Genomic DNA, 15,672 nt, shown 5'->3' with positions numbered 1-15,672 from the left:
CGGACTCCCGCAGCCCACCCGTGTGCAGCTGCTCAGGCTCCTGCGAGGTCCAGCGCCCGCGCGATCGGCACACCGGCGCGGTAGCTCAGGTGCAGGTGGTTCGGGGCCTCGAGGACGGTCAGGTCGGCACGGGCACCGATCTCGATGCGGCCGATGTCCTCGCGCCGCAGGGCACGCGCACCACCGCGGGTCGCGGCGACGACCGCCTCGCTCGGCGTCATCCCCATCTCCCGCACCGCGAGAGCGACCATGAAGGGCATCGAGCTCGAGTAGCACGTCCCCGGGTTGCAGTCGCTCGCGATCGCCACCGACACCCCGGCGTCCAGGAGCGCCCGCGCGTCGGGGTAGGGCGACTTCGTGGAGAACTCCACGCCGGGCAGCAACGTCGCCGTCGTCGTCGCGGCGCTGCCCACCAGGGCATCGACGTCCGCCGACGACAGGTAGGTGCAGTGGTCGACACTCGCCGCACCGAGCTCGCAGGCGAGCTGCACGCCGGGGCCGTGATCGATCTGGTTGCCGTGCACCCGCAGCCCAAGCCCGGCGTCGCGCCCCGCGCTCAGGACCCGGCGCGACTCCTCACCGGTGAAGGCGTGCGGCGAGGCCGGCTCGCAGAAGACGTCGATCCAGCGCGCGTGTGGCGTGCACGCCTGCAGCATCTCGCCGACGACGAGGTCGACGTAGCGGTCGCGGTCGGCGCGCATCTCCGGCGGGACGAAGTGGGCCCCGAGGTAGGTCACCTCGTCGGTGACCTCGGCGGCCAACCGCAGGGCGCGGACCTCGTGCTCGACGGCGAGCCCGTAACCCGACTTCACCTCGACCGTCGTCGTCCCCTGGGCACGCATCTCGGCGAGCCTGGCCGCCAGCGCTGCCCGGAGTCGGTCGTCGCCGGCTGCGCGGGTGGCCTCGACGGTGACGCCGATGCCGCCACCATCGTATTTCTCCCCGGCCATCCGAGCGGCGAACTCCTCGGATCGGTCCCCGTCGAAGACGAGGTGGGCGTGGCTGTCGACGAAACCCGGTATCAGGCAGCGTCCCTCGAGGTCCATCACTGCATCCGCGCTCGGCGCCGAGGACGCCGGCCCGATCCACACGATGGTGCCGGGATCCGACCCGCTCCCCTCGACGACGACCGCCCGGCCCGAGCGGGCGCCGATGCCCCCTTCGCCCGTGCCGTCGCAGGTGACGAGCTCGCCGATGCCGGTGATGAGGGTGCTGGTCATGGGATCGGTCCTCCCGTGTCGTTCGTGCCCGGTTCGTGGTCAACGCACTGCCCGCTCCACGGTGCCAGCCCGCGCCGCAGCAGGGCGCCGAGCTCACCCAGATGGTGCGTCCCGTCGGCGACGACGTGCTCGCCGCCGACGACGACGTCGGTGACGTCCGTGGCGGAGGCGGTCTGCGGCACCTGCTCCGGTACCGAGCCGGTGGTCCGCACGCTGTCGGTGCGTACCGCGACGAAGTCCGCGAGCGCCCCCTCCACGATCCGTCCCCCGTCCCACCCGAGGGAGCCATACCCCTCGCGACTGGCCGCGGCGAGCAGCTCTGCGGGAGTGAGGCGCCCGCGCTCCAGGGTCCGCAGGCGCTCGTGCCCCTCCAGTGCCTGGAGCTCGGCGAAGGGGTCGATGGTCACGTGTTGGTCGGTCCCCAGGCACAGCCGCGCCCCGGCGTCGAGCAGCTCGCGCGCCGGTCCGATCCCGTCGCCCAGGTCGCGCTCGGTCATCGGGCAGAAGGCCGCGAAGGCCCGTGCCCGGCCCAGACCGGCGATGTCGGACTCGGACAGGTGTGTCGCGTGCACGGCGGTGAATCGTGAGTCCACCAGTCCCGCTCGGGCGAGCAGCCCCACCGGCGTTCGGCCGTGCACCGCCTGCGTGGCCTCGACCTCACCGACCTGCTCGCTGACGTGGGCGTGCAGCACGTCGATGCCGTGGGCGTCCAGCGCCGCACGCACCGCGGTCAGCTCCTCGGCGGGTACCGCGCGCACCGAGTGCACCGCCGCGCCGACCTGCACGGTCGGCGTCTCGACGCGATCGGCGAAGGCGCGCTCGGCCCAGGCCGTGACGCTCCCGTCGCCGTACCGCCGCTGCAGCTCGTCCAGCGGTCGGTAGCCGCTCCCGTCAAGGCCGCCGGTGAGGTAGATCGTGTCGAGCAGCGTCAGCCGGATGCCGGCCTCGGCTGCCGCGGCGACGACGGCCTCGCGCATGGCGTCGTGGTCGTAGGGGGATCCGTCCGGCGCGTGGTGGACGTAGTGGAACTCCCCGACGACGGTGAACCCCGCGAGCACCATCTCGGCGAAGACCGCACGCGCCAGGGCGAAGTAGTTCTCCGGCGTCAGCGTCGCGGCGACCTCGTACATCCGTTCGCGCCAGGTCCAGAAGCTGCCGCCGTCGCCGTGGGTGCGCCCGCGCAGCGCCCGGTGGAAGGCATGGCTGTGCGCATTGGCCAGCCCCGGCAGGAGCAGGCCCGGCAACCGCACATCCCTGTCGTGGGGCGCCGTGTCGGGCTCGACCGCGACGATCCGGTCGGCCTCGGTCGTGATCCGCACTCGTGCGCGGACCCCCTCCGGCAGCACGGCGAAGGGGGCGTGCCAGCTGGTCATCACGTCACCAGGTCCTCGAGCACGGTCGTGAGCGCGTCGACACCGGTGATGCAGTCGGACTCCTCGGCGAACTCGGCGGGGCTGTGCGAGACACCGGTGGGGTTGCGCACGAAGAGCATCGCCGAGGGAATCCCCGCCGTGGCGAGGACACCGGCGTCGTGGCCGGCGCCCGTCGACAGCAGCGGCACGTCCCGGTCCCCGCGTACCGCGGTGTGGATCCGCGAGGTGAGGTCGGCGGTGAAGGGCGTGTCGTCGGTCCACGACTGCTCGGCCACCCGGCCACCGAGGTCGGCCACCCGGGCACTGATCTCGGCGACGCTCGCCCGCACCGCGGCGGTATCCGCACCGCGGGTGTCGAGCCACAGCCGGACATGACTGGGGATGGCGTTGATGCCGTTGGGGGTCACCTCCACCCGCCCGACGGTGGCGACGCACCCGTGGCGATCCGCCGCGGCCCGCACCGCGAGAGTGACCTCGGCGGCGAGCAGCATCGCGTCGCTGCGGTCGGCGAGTGCGGTCGTGCCCGCGTGGTCGGCGAGCCCGGGCAGGTCGATGCGCCAGCGTCCGTGCGGGTGGATCGAGGTCCCGACGGCGACGGCGCCGCCCCACGCGTCGGATCCGGCCGGAGCCGGGTCGAGGCGTAGCCGGGCGAGCCGGTCGGCGTCACCGAGCGCCTGTCCCTGCTCGACGTGCAGCTCGACGAAGGCCCCGATCCGACGCAGGGCGTCCTCGTCGGCGCCGTACTCCTGCGGGTCACGCCCGCTCGAGCGCAGTGCCTGCGCCATCGACACCCCGTCGGCGTCGGCGAGCCCCAGGGCCCGCTCGGTGGTCATCGCGCCGGTGAGCACGCGCGACCCGGCGCAGGCGACGCCGAACCGTGCCCCCTCCTCGTCGACGACGTTGGCAACCGCCACCGGCCGGGCAGGGGTGATCCCCTTCGTCCGCAGCGCGTCCACGGCAGCGAAGCCGGAGACGACACCCAGTGGACCGTCGAAGGCGCCACCGTCGGGCACCGAGTCCAGGTGGCTGCCGGTCACGACGCCGCCCTGCCCGGTGGCCGCGACGTGGGCGTCCACGTCGCCCCACCAGGCGTACTGGTTGCCGACCCGGTCCTCGACGACATCGAGTCCGCGGGCGTGCGCCTCGCCGACGAACCACTCCCGCAGCGTGGCGTCCTCGCGGGTCCAGGCGTACCGGCGGTACCCACCGGTGCCGTCGTCACGACCGATCGGCAGCAGGTCGGACCACATCGCGGCGAAGGGGGATCCCGCCACGGTCAGGCCCCGTCCCCGTCGCGCACGGTCGGCTCCATCGGCACGCGCACGCCGCGCTCCGCCGCGACGTCGACGGCCCGTGAGTACCCGGAGTCGACGTGCCGCAGCACGCCCATGCCGGGGTCGTTGGTCAGGAGCCGCTCGAGCTTCTGCGCTGCCAGGTCGGTGCCGTCGGCGAGACCGACCTGGCCGGCGTGGATGGAGCGGCCCATGCCGACGCCACCGCCGTGGTGCAGCGAGACCCACGTCGCACCCGAGGAGGTCGCGGTCAGCGCGTTGAGCAGCGGCCAGTCGGCGACGGCGTCGGTGCCGTCGAGCATGCCCTCGGTCTCCCGGTAGGGCGAGGCGACGGAGCCGGAGTCGAGGTGGTCGCGGCCGATGACGATCGGTGCCTTCACCCGGCCGTCGCGGACCAACTCGTTGAAGAGCAGCCCGGCCCGGTGGCGCTCGCCGTAGCCGAGCCAGCAGATGCGTGCCGGCAGCCCCTCGAACTCGACGTGCTCGGCGGCCGCGTCCAGCCACGAGTGCAGGTGCGTGTTCTCGGGGAAGAGCTGCTTGAGCGCCTCGTCGGTGACCCTGATGTCCTCCGGGTCGCCGGACAACGCCACCCAACGGAAGGGGCCGAGCCCCTCGCAGAAGAGCGGGCGGATGTACGCCGGGACGAAGCCGGGGAACGCGAAGGCCCGGGTGTAGCCGGCCTGCCGTGCCTCGTCGCGGATGCTGTTGCCGTAGTCGAAGACCTCGGCGCCCTCGTCCCGGAACTCGACCATCGCCGCCACCTGCGCCGCCATCGCCTCGCGGGCCTTCTTGGTGAACCCGTCCGGGTCGGCCTCGGCCTCGCGCTGCCAGTCCTCGAGGGCGATCTCGGCCGGCAGGTAGCTCAACGGGTCGTGGGCGCTGGTCTGGTCGGTGACGACGTCGATCCCGACCTCACCGGCGCGATGTCGGCGCAGGATCTCGGGGAAGACCTCGGCGGCATTGCCGACGAGACCGACGGACAGGGCCCGCTCATCCCCCTTCGCCGCCATGACCCGGGCCAGGGCATCGTCGAGGTCCGCGGTCACCTCGTCGAGGTAGCGCTTGGCCCGGCGGCGCTCCAGCCGGGTCTCGTCGACGTCGACGACGATGCAGGCACCGCCGTTGAGGGTGACCGCGAGCGGCTGCGCGCCGCCCATTCCACCGCAGCCGCCGGTCAGCGTGATGGTGCCGGCGAGCGTGCCGCCGAACCTCTTGCGAGCGACCGCGGCGAAGGTCTCGAAGGTGCCCTGGAGGATGCCCTGCGTGGCGATGTAGATCCACGACCCGGCCGTCATCTGGCCGTACATCATCAGACCCTCGGCCTCGAGCTCGCGGAAGTGCGGCCAGGTGGCCCAGTCGCCGACGAGGTTGGAGTTGGCGATGAGCACGCGCGGGGCCCACTCGTGGGTGCGCAGCACGCCGACCGGCTTGCCGGACTGCACGAGGAGGGTCTCGTCGGACTCGAGGTCCTCGAGCACCGCCACGATCGCGTCGAAGGCCTCCCAGGACCGGGCCGCGCGCCCGGTACCGCCGTAGACGACGAGGTCGTCGGGCCGCTCGGCCACCTCGGGGTCGAGGTTGTTGTGCAGCATGCGCAGCGGTGCCTCAGTCTGCCAGCTCTTGGCGGTGATCTCGGTGCCGCGCGGGGCGCGGACCGGGCGGGCTCCCTCCATGGGGCTCACTCCTTCGTGATGGTGGTTGAGGTCAGTGCGGAGTCAGTTCAACGGGCCGGTCGCCGACTCTGCGGCGGCGACGACGGTCCGGCCGACGACGGCGTCGTGGACGGCGGCCAGCTCGGGCGAGAGCATGCGGTCCGGACCGGGTACGACACTCCCGCGCTCGGCGAGCGCGGCGATGACCGCCCCGGTGGCCGGAGCAGGACGAAGGGGGGCGCGCAGCGCGATCCCCCGCGCGGCGGTGTAGAGCTCGATCCCGATGACCCGGGAGAGCGCGTCGACGCTGCGACGCAGCTTGCGGCCGGCACCCCAGCCCATCGACACGTGGTCCTCCTGCATCGCACTGCTCGGGATGGAGTCGACGCTCGCCGGTGCGGCCAGGCGCTTCATCTCGCTGACCATGCCCGCGGCGGTGTACTGGGCGATCATCAGGCCGGAGTCGACGCCCGGGTCGTGCGCCAGGAACGGCGGGAGACCGTGGTTGCGGGCCGGGTCGAGGAAGCGGTCGGTACGCCGCTCGCTCATGCTCGCGACGTCGGCGGCGACGATCGCGAGGAAGTCGAGGACGTAGGCGATGGGTCCGCCGTGGAAGTTGCCGTTGGACTCCACCCGACCGTCGGGGGTGACGACCGGGTTGTCGACGGCGGCAGCGAGTTCCTGGGCGGCGACGGTCGCGGCGTACTCGACGGTGTCCCGGGCGCCGCCGTGCACCTGCGGGGAGCAGCGCAGGGAGTAGGCGTCCTGGACACGGGTGCAGGCCGCGGGGTCACGGTGGCTGTCGCGGATCGGGCTGCCGGCGAGGACCTTGCGCATGTTCTCCGCGGCGAGGGCCTGACCGGGGTGCGGACGCAGTGCCTGCAGGTCCGCGGCGAAGACGTCGTCGGTGCCGAGCAGACCCTCGACGCTCATCGCGGCGGAGATGTCGGCGGTCGTCAGCAGCGTACGCAGGTCGTCGATGGCCAGGCAGAGCATCCCGAGCATGCCGTCGGTGCCGTTGATCAGGGCCAGGCCCTCCTTCTCGAGGAGCTCGACCGGAGCGAGCCCGGCCGTCGCGAGTGCCTGCGCCGCGTCGACCACGTCCCCACCGGCGACGCGGACGCTGCCCTCGCCCATGAGCACGAGCGCGCAGTGGCTCAGCGGCGCCAGGTCACCCGAGCACCCCAGGGAGCCGAACTCGTGGACGACAGGGTTGATCCGCTCGGTGAGCAGGGCGAGGTAGAGGCGCAGGGTCTCCTCGCGGACACCGGTCCGGCCCGTCGCCAGGGTCTGGATGCGCAGCAGCATCAGCGCGCGCACGACCTCCTCCTCGACCTCCGGCCCGGTGCCCGCGGCATGGCTGCGTACGAGGGAGCGCTGCAGCTGCGCGCGCTTCTCGTGCGGGATGTGCTTGGTCGCGAGCGCTCCGAAGCCGGTGGACACGCCGTAGTGGGCCACGCTGTCCTCGGCGAGACCCTCGACGACCGCCCGGGCGGTACGCACCCGCTCCCAGGCGGCGTCGCTGATCTCCACCGGCACCCGGTGGCGGGCGACCGCCACGACCTCCTCGACGGTCAGGGGGCGGTCGCCGATGGTCACGGTGCTGGTCTCGAGCTGCGTCGTCATGTCTCCATGCAACCCGCTTCGCCTGCTCCGCGGGCGGCGCCAGGAGAGGTTAGTGTCTGAGATACAAGACTGGACCGGGTGAGTGGGTGAAAGGAGGGGTGCGGCCCGACTCAGGCCACAGTCCGCACCCTGCACCCGGGCGAGCGGTGCACCCGGTCGTGCGGACTGTGCGCCAAGGGCCATCCCCTCCCTTCGCCCGCTCCGCGCCACCCCATCCCAACCCCGACGGAGACCGCGCCATGGCCAACGCGACAGCAGCCGGACACGCCCTGCGAGCACTGACCCACCTGGCCAGCCGCGCCGAACCGGTCCCCGCCGCGCACCTGGCCAGGGCGCTCGGCCTGCCGCGCAGCTCGACGTACCACCTGCTGGCGGTGCTCGTGGAGCACGGTTACGTCGTGCACTACGCGGAGGACCGTGCCTACGGCCTCGGCCCGGCAGTGCACGAGCTCGGTGCCGGCTACCAGCGGCAGGACCCCCTGCAGCGGCTCGCCCGACCGCACGTCGAGCGCCTCGTCGACACCACGACGCACAATGCCCACCTGGCCGTCCTCACCGGGCGGGACGTGCTGTACGTCATCGAGGAGCGCGCCGCCGGTCGCCCGTCGCTCGTGACCGACGTCGGGGTCCGCCTGCCGGCGACGCTCACCGCGAGCGGCCTGGCGGTGCTGGCGGCCCTCCCCCGACGTCAGGTGACGGCGCTCTACCCCTCGGCCGCGGTGATGGTCACCGGCGGACCGCAGACCCCCTCGGCGCTGCGACGGGAGCTCGTCGCGACGCGGGCGCGCGGGTACGCGCTCGAGGTGGGCAGCATCCAGCCGGAGCTGTCGTCGGTGGCCTCCGCAGTGCTCGACCGCGACGGCCACCCCGTCGCTGCGGTCGCGATCACCTTCCGCAACGAGGAGGTCGGCCAGGTGGCGCAGGACGACCTCGCCGCGGCCACCAGGAGGGTGGCCGCGGCGATCGGCTCGAGGCTGTGACCGGGGTCAGCCCTTGATCTCCGGGAACATGTCGTCGCGCCACTCACGGCCGTCCCCGTACACCGCCACGTCGTCGGCGCCGGTGGCCAGTCCCTCCTCGCGCTGCCGCAGCTCGACCCGTCGGATCTTGCCGGAGATCGTCTTGGGCAGCTCCGCGAACTCCAGTCGACGCACCCGCTGCCACGGCGCGAGGTGCTCGCGGGCGTGGGCGAGGATCGCCCTGGCGCTCTTCTCGTCGGGCTGGTGGCCGGGGGCCAGCATGACGTAGGCCTTCGGCACGGCCAGGCGCACCTCGTCCGGGGCGGGCACGACCGCGGCCTCGGCGACGGCAGGGTGCTCGATGAGCACCGACTCCACCTCGAACGGCGAGACCTTGTAGTCGCTGGCCTTGAAGACGTCGTCGGTGCGCCCGATGTAGGTGATGTAGCCGTCCTCGTCACGGGACGCGACGTCGCCGGTGTGGTAGTGACCGCCCTTCATCGCCTCGGCGTTGCGCTCCTCGTCACCCAGGTAGCCCTTCATGAGGGCGACGGGCCGTCGGGCGAGGTCGATGCAGATCTCACCCTCGCCGACGCCCTCGACGACCTCGTCGCTCATCGGGTCGACCAGCACGATCGGGTATCCCGGCAAGGGCTGGCCCATCGACCCGGGGACGACCTTGGTGCCGGGGATGTTGCCCACGGCGGCCGTCATCTCGGTCTGCCCGTAGCCGTCACGCAGCGGCAGGCCCCAGTGGTTGCGCACCTGGGAGATGACCTCGGGGTTGAGCGGCTCGCCGGCGCCGATGACCTCACGCAGAGCGGTCGGACGGCCCGCGGAGAGGTCGGCGTTGATGAGCATCCGCCACACGGTGGGCGGGGCGCAGAAGGTCGTGACCTCGCGCTCGACGATCTGCCGCAGCAGCGCGGCGGCGTCGAAGCGGGCGTAGTTGTAGACGAAGATCGTCGCCTCGGCGATCCACGGGGCGAAGAAGTTGGACCACGCGTGCTTGGCCCAGCCGGGGCTGGAGATGTTCAGGTGCACGTCGCCGGGGCGCAGGCCGAGCCAGTAGGCCGTCGTCAGGTGGCCCACCGGGTAGGAGGCCTGGGTGTGCTCGACGAGCTTGGGCCGGGACGTGGTCCCCGAGGTGAAGTAGTAGAGCAGCGGGTCGTCCGGAGCGGTACCCGGGTGCTGGACGGGCGGGGCCTCGACCTCTTGTGCAGCGCGGATGTCGGACCAGCCGTCCGCCGCGCCGACACTGATCCGTCCGTAGTCCCCGGGCACGTCCGTGAAGGTCCCGGTGTCACTCGCGTTGGCGATGACGAATCGGGTCCGGCCACGAGTGATCCGGTCGCTCAGGTCGGCCGACCCGGCTGCGGTGGTCGTCGGCATGACGACGGCCCCGAGCTTCATCAGGCCGAGCATGGTCTCCCACAACTCGATCTGGTTGCCGAGCATGACGATGACCGGGTCGCCCTTCGTCACTCCCCGGCCGGCGAGCCAGGCGGCGACGCGGTCGGAGCGGACGGCCATCTCGTCGAAGGTGATCTCGACGGTCGAGCCGTCCTCCTCGACGAGAATCAGCGCCGGACGGTCACTGCCACGGGCGACGGCGTCGAACCAGTCGACGGCCCAGTTGAACTGCTCCCCCACGTCGGGGAAGACGAACTGCTCCCGCGCCTCGTCCGCCCGACCGCGCAGGTCGAGCAACTGGTCGCGGGCCTGACGGTAACGATCGGTTGCGAGGCTCATGGACCCAACATCTCACGTCGTGACCGACGCCACACAGAGGGCCGTTCGCACACCCGGCCACGCGCTCGACGCCCGCCGGCGGCATCCTCAGTGCAACTGGCCGGCGTCCTCGGTCGATGCCGCGTCGTGCTTCATCTTGTCGTCCATGCCGGCGGCCTTGAGGTCCTTGCGCAGTTCCTTCGGCAAGGAGAAGATCAGGGACTCCTCGGCCGCCCTCACCGCGGTGACGTCCCCGTACCCGCGCTCGGCCAGGTAGTCCAGGACACCGCGCACGAGGATCTCGGGGACCGAGGCCCCGGAGGTGACCCCGACGGTGTGCACACCCTCGAGCCAGGCCTCGTCGATCTCGTCCGCGTAGTCGACGAGGTGCCCGTCCCGGGAGCCGTGGTCGATGGCGACCTCGACGAGTCGCACGGAGTTGGAGGAGTTGCGTGAGCCGACGACGAGCATGAGGTCGCAGTCCTGGGCCATCTGCTTCACTGCGAGCTGACGGTTCTGGGTGGCGTAGCAGATGTCGTCGCTCGGCGGATCCTGCAGCGCGGGGAACTTCTTCCGCAGCCGACGGACGGTCTCCATCGTCTCGTCGACCGAGAGCGTCGTCTGGGAGAGCCAGACGACCTTGTCCGGGTTGCGGACCTCGACATCGTCCACGTCGTCGGGGCTCTCGACCAGGGTGATGTTCTCCGGGGCCTCACCGGAGGTCCCGATGACCTCCTCGTGGCCCTCGTGACCGATGAGCAGGATGTCGTAGTCGCCGTCGGCGAAGCGGACGGCCTCGCGGTGCACCTTGGTCACCAGCGGGCAGGTCGCGTCGATGGTCTTCAGGCTCAGGGCCTTGGCCTCGTCGTGGACGACCGGCGCGACGCCGTGGGCGGAGAAGACGACAGTGGCGCCCTCGGGGACCTCGTCGGTCTCCTCGACGAAGATGACGCCACGCTTCTCCAGCGTGGTCACGACATGCTTGTTGTGGACGATCTCCTTGCGCACGTAGACCGGTGGGCCGTAGAGCTCGAGGGCCCGTTCGACCGAGACGACGGCGCGGTCGACCCCGGCACAGTAACCGCGGGGAGCGGCAAGCAGCACTCGCTTGGTGCTCTGCCCGGCGTCGGAGGCGGCGGACGTGGTTGCACTGGTGGTCATGCCCGTCATCGTAGGCGAGAGGCCTGAACACCCCCTGATGGGCGGGCTCCTCCCCCACACCACCGTCAGCAGGACCTGTTTGACTGTCCCGGACACGCGTGAGGACTGGAGGGTCACCATGAGCACACCGCTGCCCGAGAAGGCCGCCGAGACCTCTGCCGAGGCACCCTGGCCGGTGCGCGTGCTCAGCATGAAGATCGCCGATTACGTCGACAAGATGTCGGTGACCTGGGTCGAGGGGCAGGTCGTCCAGCTGCGCGTGCGCCCGGGGGCCCGGACCGCCTTCCTCACCCTGCGCGACCCGGACGTCGACATGTCCCTCTCGTGCTCGGTCCGGGTCACCGCCCTGGACGCCATGCCCACCCCCGTGACCGAGGGTGCGCGGGTCGTGGTCCAGGCGAAGCCGAACTACTGGACGCAGCGCGGCTCGCTGACGATGGACGTGCGCCAGCTGCGGCCGGTGGGGGTCGGCGAGCTGCTCGCCCGGATCGAGTACCTCAAGCAGAACCTGCGCTCCGAGGGTCTCTTCGACGCCTCCCGGAAGCGCCCCCTGCCGTTCCTGCCCCGACGGGTCGGCCTCGTGTGCGGACGGGCCAGCGCCGCGGAGCGCGACGTCATCGAGAACGCCCACCGCCGGTGGCCGGGTCTGCCCTTCGCGATCCGACAGGTCCCGGTGCAGGGCGCCCAGGCGGTGAGCGAGGTCAGCGCCGCCATCACACAGCTCGATGCCATCGACGACGTGGACGTCATCATCGTCACGCGGGGTGGCGGATCGGTCGAGGACCTGCTGCCCTTCAGCAACGAGGCGATGGTCCGCGCGGTCGCCGGCGCAGTCACACCCATCGTCAGCGCCATCGGCCACGACGTCGACACCCCGCTGCTGGACCTGGTGGCCGACGTGCGCGCGTCGACTCCGACGGACGCGGCCAAGCTGGTCTGCCCCGATGCCGCTGCCGAGCGCGCCGGCATCGCGGACGCCCGGGACCGTGCGCGAGGGAGTCTGGCGGCCTTCGTCCAGCGTGAGCGCAACCGCCTGGTGGAGCTGACCTCACGGCCGGTGCTGGCGGACCGCACCGCCTTCGTGCGTGCCCAGCGCGAAGTCATCGACTCCCTCCACCGGCGGGCCCACGGACGGGTGGAGGCCCTCCTCCACCGCGAGCGCGACCGGGTCGGTCATCTGCGCGCCCAGGCCCGGGTCCTCTCCCCCGCCTCCACGCTCGAGCGCGGGTACGCGATCGTCCAGCGACCCGACGGGGAGGTGGTCGTCAGCCGCGAGCACCTCGAGGTCGATGAGCTGCTGCGGGTGACCGTCGCCGACGGGGACTTCGCCGCACGCGTCACCGACTCCTGAGCGGCTCGCCAGCCGAGGTTACGCACGGGTACGGCGACCATGGCGGCGCGGCACGTGGCCGTGACTGTCGGGGTTGGCGCCCGACCGCCACCACGAGAGGGTCGTCGTGCCCCGCGCGTCACGTGGCGAGCCGTCCCGCAGGACGGTCCGCGGACCGCTGACGGCGAGCGGATCTAGATGTACTGACCCGACAGGTTGATCAAGCGGGTGATGGGCGGCTTGTTCCCGCAGGCGGTGTGGGGACGATGGTGGTTGTACTCGTGGAGCCATGCTGACAGAGCTTGGCGTCGCTGGGTCTCTGAGGTGTAGCAGCGGGCGTATCCCCACCCGTCGGCCATGGTTCGGTGGAAGCGCTCGATTTTGCCGTTGGTCTGCGGACGGCGGGGTCGGGTGCGGGAGTGCTGGATCCCGAGCTCGGCGCAGACATCGCGCCACAGGTGCGAGACGTAGGCCGATCCGTTGTCGGACAGCACCCTGTGGGTGGTGATGCCGCGGGCGGTGAACCAGGCGACGGCTCGGCGCAGGACAGCAGTGGCGGTGGCCGCGGTTTCGTTGTCGTGGACCTCTGCGTAGGCGACTCGGGAGTGGTCATCGATGACGGTGTGCACGAACGCGTGGCCCATCTTCGGGTTGCGGTGCTTGCTCTTCGGCTTGCCCGGGGTGGCTGCACGGTTCTTTCCGCCCTGGGCTCGGCCCACGAAGCGCCACCCGCCCCCGTCGGGGATGTTGCCGAACTTCTTGACGTCCACGTGCAGCATGTCGCCGGGACGCTCGTGCTCGTATCGGCGCACGGGTTCACCGGTAGCGCGATCGACGTGCGTCAACCGGTTGAGGTGGCACCGAGTGAGCACCCGGTGCACCGTCGAGGGCGCAACCCCCACGTGTGCGGCGAGCTGGACAGGGCCCAGGCGCTTGCGCAGCCGCAACGACACGATCCGCTTGGTCGTCGACGGGCACGTCTTGGCCGGCAGCGAGTGCGGCCGGCTCGAGCGGTCTCTCATCGACTCACCCGCTGAATACCGGTCGGCCCAGCGCTTGACCGTCGCCCAGGAGCACTGGAACCGGGCCGCGACCTCACTGATCGGCACTCCCTGATCGACGGCGAGCTGGGCGACCTTGAGCCGGTGACGCACCGTCAGAGCGGCATTAGCGTGGGACATGAGGGCCTCCTGTGAGTGGCAGTGATGACTTGGCAGTTCCACTCCACCGCAGGAGGTCCTTCCGCGCCACTGATCAGATCAGCGGATCGCAATCACTCAACCAACGTCCCGGGTCAGTACATCTAGAGTGGCGCCCATGGACGACGAGCAGCAGCCGACGGATGTCGAGGACCTGGGCTATGAGGAGGCCCGCCAGGAGCTGGTCGAGCTCGTCGCCCGGCTCGAAGGGGGCCAGGCCGGCCTCGAGGAGAGCATGCGGCTCTGGCAGCGGGGCGAGGCGCTCGCCGCGCACTGCGAGGCCTGGCTCGACAAGGCCGAGGCGAGCCTCGCCTCCGGCGAGCAGTCGCAGGACGACGCCGACGACGACTGAGCCTCAGGGGCTGCTGCCGGAGGACTCCCCCTTCGCCCCCGTCGAGGCGGGGACGAGATGCTCCGCGAACTCCTGCAACTGCGCCCAGCTGCCCGACCCCGTCACGACCGTCGTCAACTCCTCGGACGCCGTCGGCTCGAGCACGAGGCTGCGCTGGCCCGCGCCGTCGGCGGCGCGCTTGACCCACTCCCGGCCGTCCTTGGTCGTCAGCTCGCCGACCGTCCCGCTGTCGTGGGTCTGGGTCGCGAGCCACTCCTCACCGGGGTCGGCCGCCTGCTTGACCGAGACGAACTCGTCGTCGGGGGTGGTGTACCCGGCGTTCCAGGTCATGGCGCCCGACGTGCTCGCGTACCGCACCGTGCTGGGGGCCCAGCCATCCGGCAGACCTTCGGGGTAGGCGAAGGGGTGGCCCGACTGCTGGGCGTGGTGCTGGGCCGTCCCGACGACGTCGACGGTGTCCGGAGCCTGGCCGTTGGTGCGCCCGGAGATGAAGTACAGCGCGAGGGCGATCGCGATGATGACGGCCATCGACCGGGCCATGTTGGCCGCCGTGCCCTTGGCGTAGTGGCTCGCGCCCCGGGCCGGGACCCCCTGCTGCGCAGCCATCTCGGCCGGTGTCGGCTCGACCGGCTGCTGCGGTCGAGGGACGGACTCGGCAGACTCGCCGGGCGTGGAACTCATGGAGCCCATGGTCGCACGCGCACCCGAGGGCGACAGATAGGCTCGGCGCGACGAGGACCACGCCGGAGGAGAACCATGGACGAGACCAGCACGCCCGCCCCCAGCTCCGGGGTCATGCACCCCGACCGCAACCTGGCGATGGAGCTGGTCCGGGTCACCGAGGCCGCCGCACTGGCCGGAGGCCGATGGGTCGGTCGCGGCGACAAGAACCGTGCCGACGGCGCCGCCGTCGACGCCATGCGCTCGATGATCGCCGGCGTGCGCATGTCCGGCGTCGTCGTCATCGGCGAGGGCGAGAAGGACGAGGCCCCGATGCTCTACAACGGCGAGAACGTCGGGGACGGCCACGGTGCCGCCTGCGACGTCGCCGTCGACCCGATCGACGGGACCACCCTCACGGCCAAGGGGATGACCAACGCCGTCTCCGTCATGGCCGTCGCCGACCGGGGCACGATGTACGACCCGAGCGCCGTGTTCTACATGGACAAGCTGGTCACCGGCCCCGCCGCCGCCGACACCGTCGACATCCGCCTGCCCGTCGCCGAGAACATCCGGCGCATCGCCAAGGCGAAGTCGACCCAGCCCGAGGACGTCACCGTCGTCATGCTCGACCGTCCGCGGCACTCCGAGCTCGCCGAGGAGGTGCGTGCCGCCGGCGCCCGCATCCGCTTCATCTCCGACGGTGACGTCGCCGGCGCCATCATGGCTGCTCGCCCCGACACGGGCATCGACATGCTGCTCGGCGTGGGCGGCACCCCCGAGGGCATCATCACCGCGTGCGCGATCAAGTGCCTCGGCGGCGTCATCCAGGGCCGCCTGTGGCCCAGCGACGACGATGAGCGACAGCACGCCATCGACTCCGGCCACGACCTGGAGCGGGTCCTGACCACCGACGACCTCGTGCAGACCGACAACTGCTACTTCGTCGCGACCGGCATCACCGACGGCGAGCTGCTGCGTGGCGTCAGGTACCGCCCCGGAGGCGCCACCACCGAGTCCCTCGTCATGCGCAGCAAGTCCGGCACCACCCGGATCGTCGAGGCGCACCACAACCTGACCAAGGTCCAGCGGCTTTCCCCGCAGCTCTCCGCCTGAC

Annotated in this window: 13 protein-coding genes; 4 read left to right on the top strand and 9 right to left on the bottom strand. The window is 71.7% G+C overall.

Going from position 1 to position 15,672, the window contains the following annotated elements:
- Positions 1-32: 32 nt before the first annotated feature.
- The 5 genes from hutI to hutH are packed head-to-tail and all read right to left on the bottom strand — an operon-like array spanning position 33 to position 7,163.
- Positions 33-1,220 (bottom strand): imidazolonepropionase, encoded by a 1,188-nt coding sequence (gene hutI, locus V1351_RS03095; protein WP_338750597.1) that lies wholly within the window; start codon positions 1,218-1,220, stop codon positions 33-35.
- A complete protein-coding gene (locus tag V1351_RS03090) occupies positions 1,217-2,593 on the bottom strand; it encodes a formimidoylglutamate deiminase (RefSeq protein ID WP_338750595.1) in 1,377 nt (458 codons plus the stop codon). Before V1351_RS03090 ends, hutI begins: the two co-directional genes overlap by 4 nt.
- A complete protein-coding gene (locus V1351_RS03085) occupies positions 2,593-3,843 on the bottom strand; it encodes an allantoate amidohydrolase (RefSeq protein ID WP_338752440.1) in 1,251 nt (416 codons plus the stop codon). Before V1351_RS03085 ends, V1351_RS03090 begins: the two co-directional genes overlap by 1 nt.
- 26 nt (positions 3,844-3,869) lie before the next feature.
- Entirely contained in the window at positions 3,870-5,558 is a 1,689-nt protein-coding gene (hutU, locus tag V1351_RS03080) for a urocanate hydratase (protein ID WP_338750594.1), read from the bottom strand.
- 42 nt (positions 5,559-5,600) lie between these two features.
- Positions 5,601-7,163, bottom strand: coding sequence for a histidine ammonia-lyase (gene hutH / locus V1351_RS03075; RefSeq protein ID WP_338750593.1), 1,563 nt, complete (start codon positions 7,161-7,163; stop codon positions 5,601-5,603).
- Between the two features lie 239 nt (positions 7,164-7,402).
- Between hutH and V1351_RS03070 the strand changes: the two genes are divergently transcribed.
- On the top strand, positions 7,403-8,143 hold the full coding sequence (locus tag V1351_RS03070; RefSeq protein WP_338750592.1) for an IclR family transcriptional regulator: 741 nt from the start codon (positions 7,403-7,405) through the stop codon (positions 8,141-8,143).
- A 6-nt stretch (positions 8,144-8,149) separates the two neighbouring features.
- Here the strand turns inward: V1351_RS03070 and V1351_RS03065 are convergent, their stop codons facing one another.
- Together V1351_RS03065 and V1351_RS03060 are read right to left on the bottom strand one after the other, a co-directional pair.
- Positions 8,150-9,874 carry an AMP-binding protein gene (locus V1351_RS03065; RefSeq protein WP_338750591.1) on the bottom strand — a complete coding sequence of 575 codons (1,725 nt, stop codon included), beginning with the start codon at positions 9,872-9,874 and terminating at the stop codon, positions 8,150-8,152.
- 87 nt (positions 9,875-9,961) lie between these two features.
- Positions 9,962-11,014 (bottom strand): 4-hydroxy-3-methylbut-2-enyl diphosphate reductase, encoded by a 1,053-nt coding sequence (locus V1351_RS03060; RefSeq protein WP_338750589.1) that lies wholly within the window; start codon positions 11,012-11,014, stop codon positions 9,962-9,964.
- Positions 11,015-11,132: 118 nt separating this feature from the next.
- On the opposite strand from V1351_RS03060, the gene xseA reads away from it, so the two are divergent.
- Positions 11,133-12,365: an exodeoxyribonuclease VII large subunit gene (gene xseA, locus V1351_RS03055; protein ID WP_338750587.1), complete on the top strand. Its 1,233-nt coding sequence runs from the start codon at positions 11,133-11,135 to the stop codon at positions 12,363-12,365.
- A 173-nt stretch (positions 12,366-12,538) separates the two neighbouring features.
- On the opposite strand, the gene V1351_RS03050 is transcribed toward xseA, so the two are convergent.
- Positions 12,539-13,525: an IS481 family transposase gene (locus V1351_RS03050; protein ID WP_338750585.1), complete on the bottom strand. Its 987-nt coding sequence runs from the start codon at positions 13,523-13,525 to the stop codon at positions 12,539-12,541.
- 136 nt (positions 13,526-13,661) lie between these two features.
- On the opposite strand from V1351_RS03050, the gene V1351_RS03045 reads away from it, so the two are divergent.
- Positions 13,662-13,895 (top strand): exodeoxyribonuclease VII small subunit, encoded by a 234-nt coding sequence (locus V1351_RS03045; RefSeq protein ID WP_338750583.1) that lies wholly within the window; start codon positions 13,662-13,664, stop codon positions 13,893-13,895.
- A gap of 3 nt (positions 13,896-13,898) precedes the next feature.
- On the opposite strand, the gene V1351_RS03040 is transcribed toward V1351_RS03045, so the two are convergent.
- Complete coding sequence (locus tag V1351_RS03040) at positions 13,899-14,576, bottom strand: DUF4245 domain-containing protein (protein ID WP_338750582.1); 678 nt, start codon at positions 14,574-14,576, stop codon at positions 13,899-13,901.
- Between the two features lie 75 nt (positions 14,577-14,651).
- Here V1351_RS03040 and glpX point away from each other — a divergent pair, with 75 nt between their 5' ends.
- Positions 14,652-15,671 (top strand): class II fructose-bisphosphatase, encoded by a 1,020-nt coding sequence (glpX, locus tag V1351_RS03035; protein WP_338750581.1) that lies wholly within the window; start codon positions 14,652-14,654, stop codon positions 15,669-15,671.
- Position 15,672 lies beyond the last annotated feature (1 nt).

Origin of the sequence: Janibacter sp. A1S7 (genome assembly GCF_037198315.1) — a bacterium.
Classification (GTDB): domain Bacteria; phylum Actinomycetota; class Actinomycetes; order Actinomycetales; family Dermatophilaceae; genus Janibacter; species Janibacter alittae.
Note: the sequence above shows the minus strand (reverse complement) of the source record. Positions and strands in the feature narration are given on the sequence as shown.

Bases quoted from the DNA above. Each gene is read 5' to 3' on its own strand.
- V1351_RS03045 (WP_338750583.1), top strand. From the start codon at position 13,662: ATGGACGACGAGCAGCAGCCGACGGATGTCGAGGACCTGGGCTATGAG.
- glpX (WP_338750581.1), top strand. From the start codon at position 14,652: ATGGACGAGACCAGCACGCCCGCCCCCAGCTCCGGGGTCATGCACCCC.
- V1351_RS03050 (WP_338750585.1), bottom strand. From the start codon at position 13,525: ATGTCCCACGCTAATGCCGCTCTGACGGTGCGTCACCGGCTCAAGGTC.
- V1351_RS03090 (WP_338750595.1), bottom strand. From the start codon at position 2,593: ATGACCAGCTGGCACGCCCCCTTCGCCGTGCTGCCGGAGGGGGTCCGC.
- xseA (WP_338750587.1), top strand. From the start codon at position 11,133: ATGAGCACACCGCTGCCCGAGAAGGCCGCCGAGACCTCTGCCGAGGCA.
- hutH (WP_338750593.1), bottom strand. From the start codon at position 7,163: ATGACGACGCAGCTCGAGACCAGCACCGTGACCATCGGCGACCGCCCC.
- V1351_RS03040 (WP_338750582.1), bottom strand. From the start codon at position 14,576: ATGAGTTCCACGCCCGGCGAGTCTGCCGAGTCCGTCCCTCGACCGCAG.
- V1351_RS03065 (WP_338750591.1), bottom strand. From the start codon at position 9,874: ATGAGCCTCGCAACCGATCGTTACCGTCAGGCCCGCGACCAGTTGCTC.
- V1351_RS03060 (WP_338750589.1), bottom strand. From the start codon at position 11,014: ATGACCACCAGTGCAACCACGTCCGCCGCCTCCGACGCCGGGCAGAGC.
- V1351_RS03070 (WP_338750592.1), top strand. From the start codon at position 7,403: ATGGCCAACGCGACAGCAGCCGGACACGCCCTGCGAGCACTGACCCAC.
- hutI (WP_338750597.1), bottom strand. From the start codon at position 1,220: ATGACCAGCACCCTCATCACCGGCATCGGCGAGCTCGTCACCTGCGAC.
- V1351_RS03085 (WP_338752440.1), bottom strand. From the start codon at position 3,843: ATGTGGTCCGACCTGCTGCCGATCGGTCGTGACGACGGCACCGGTGGG.
- hutU (WP_338750594.1), bottom strand. From the start codon at position 5,558: ATGGAGGGAGCCCGCCCGGTCCGCGCCCCGCGCGGCACCGAGATCACC.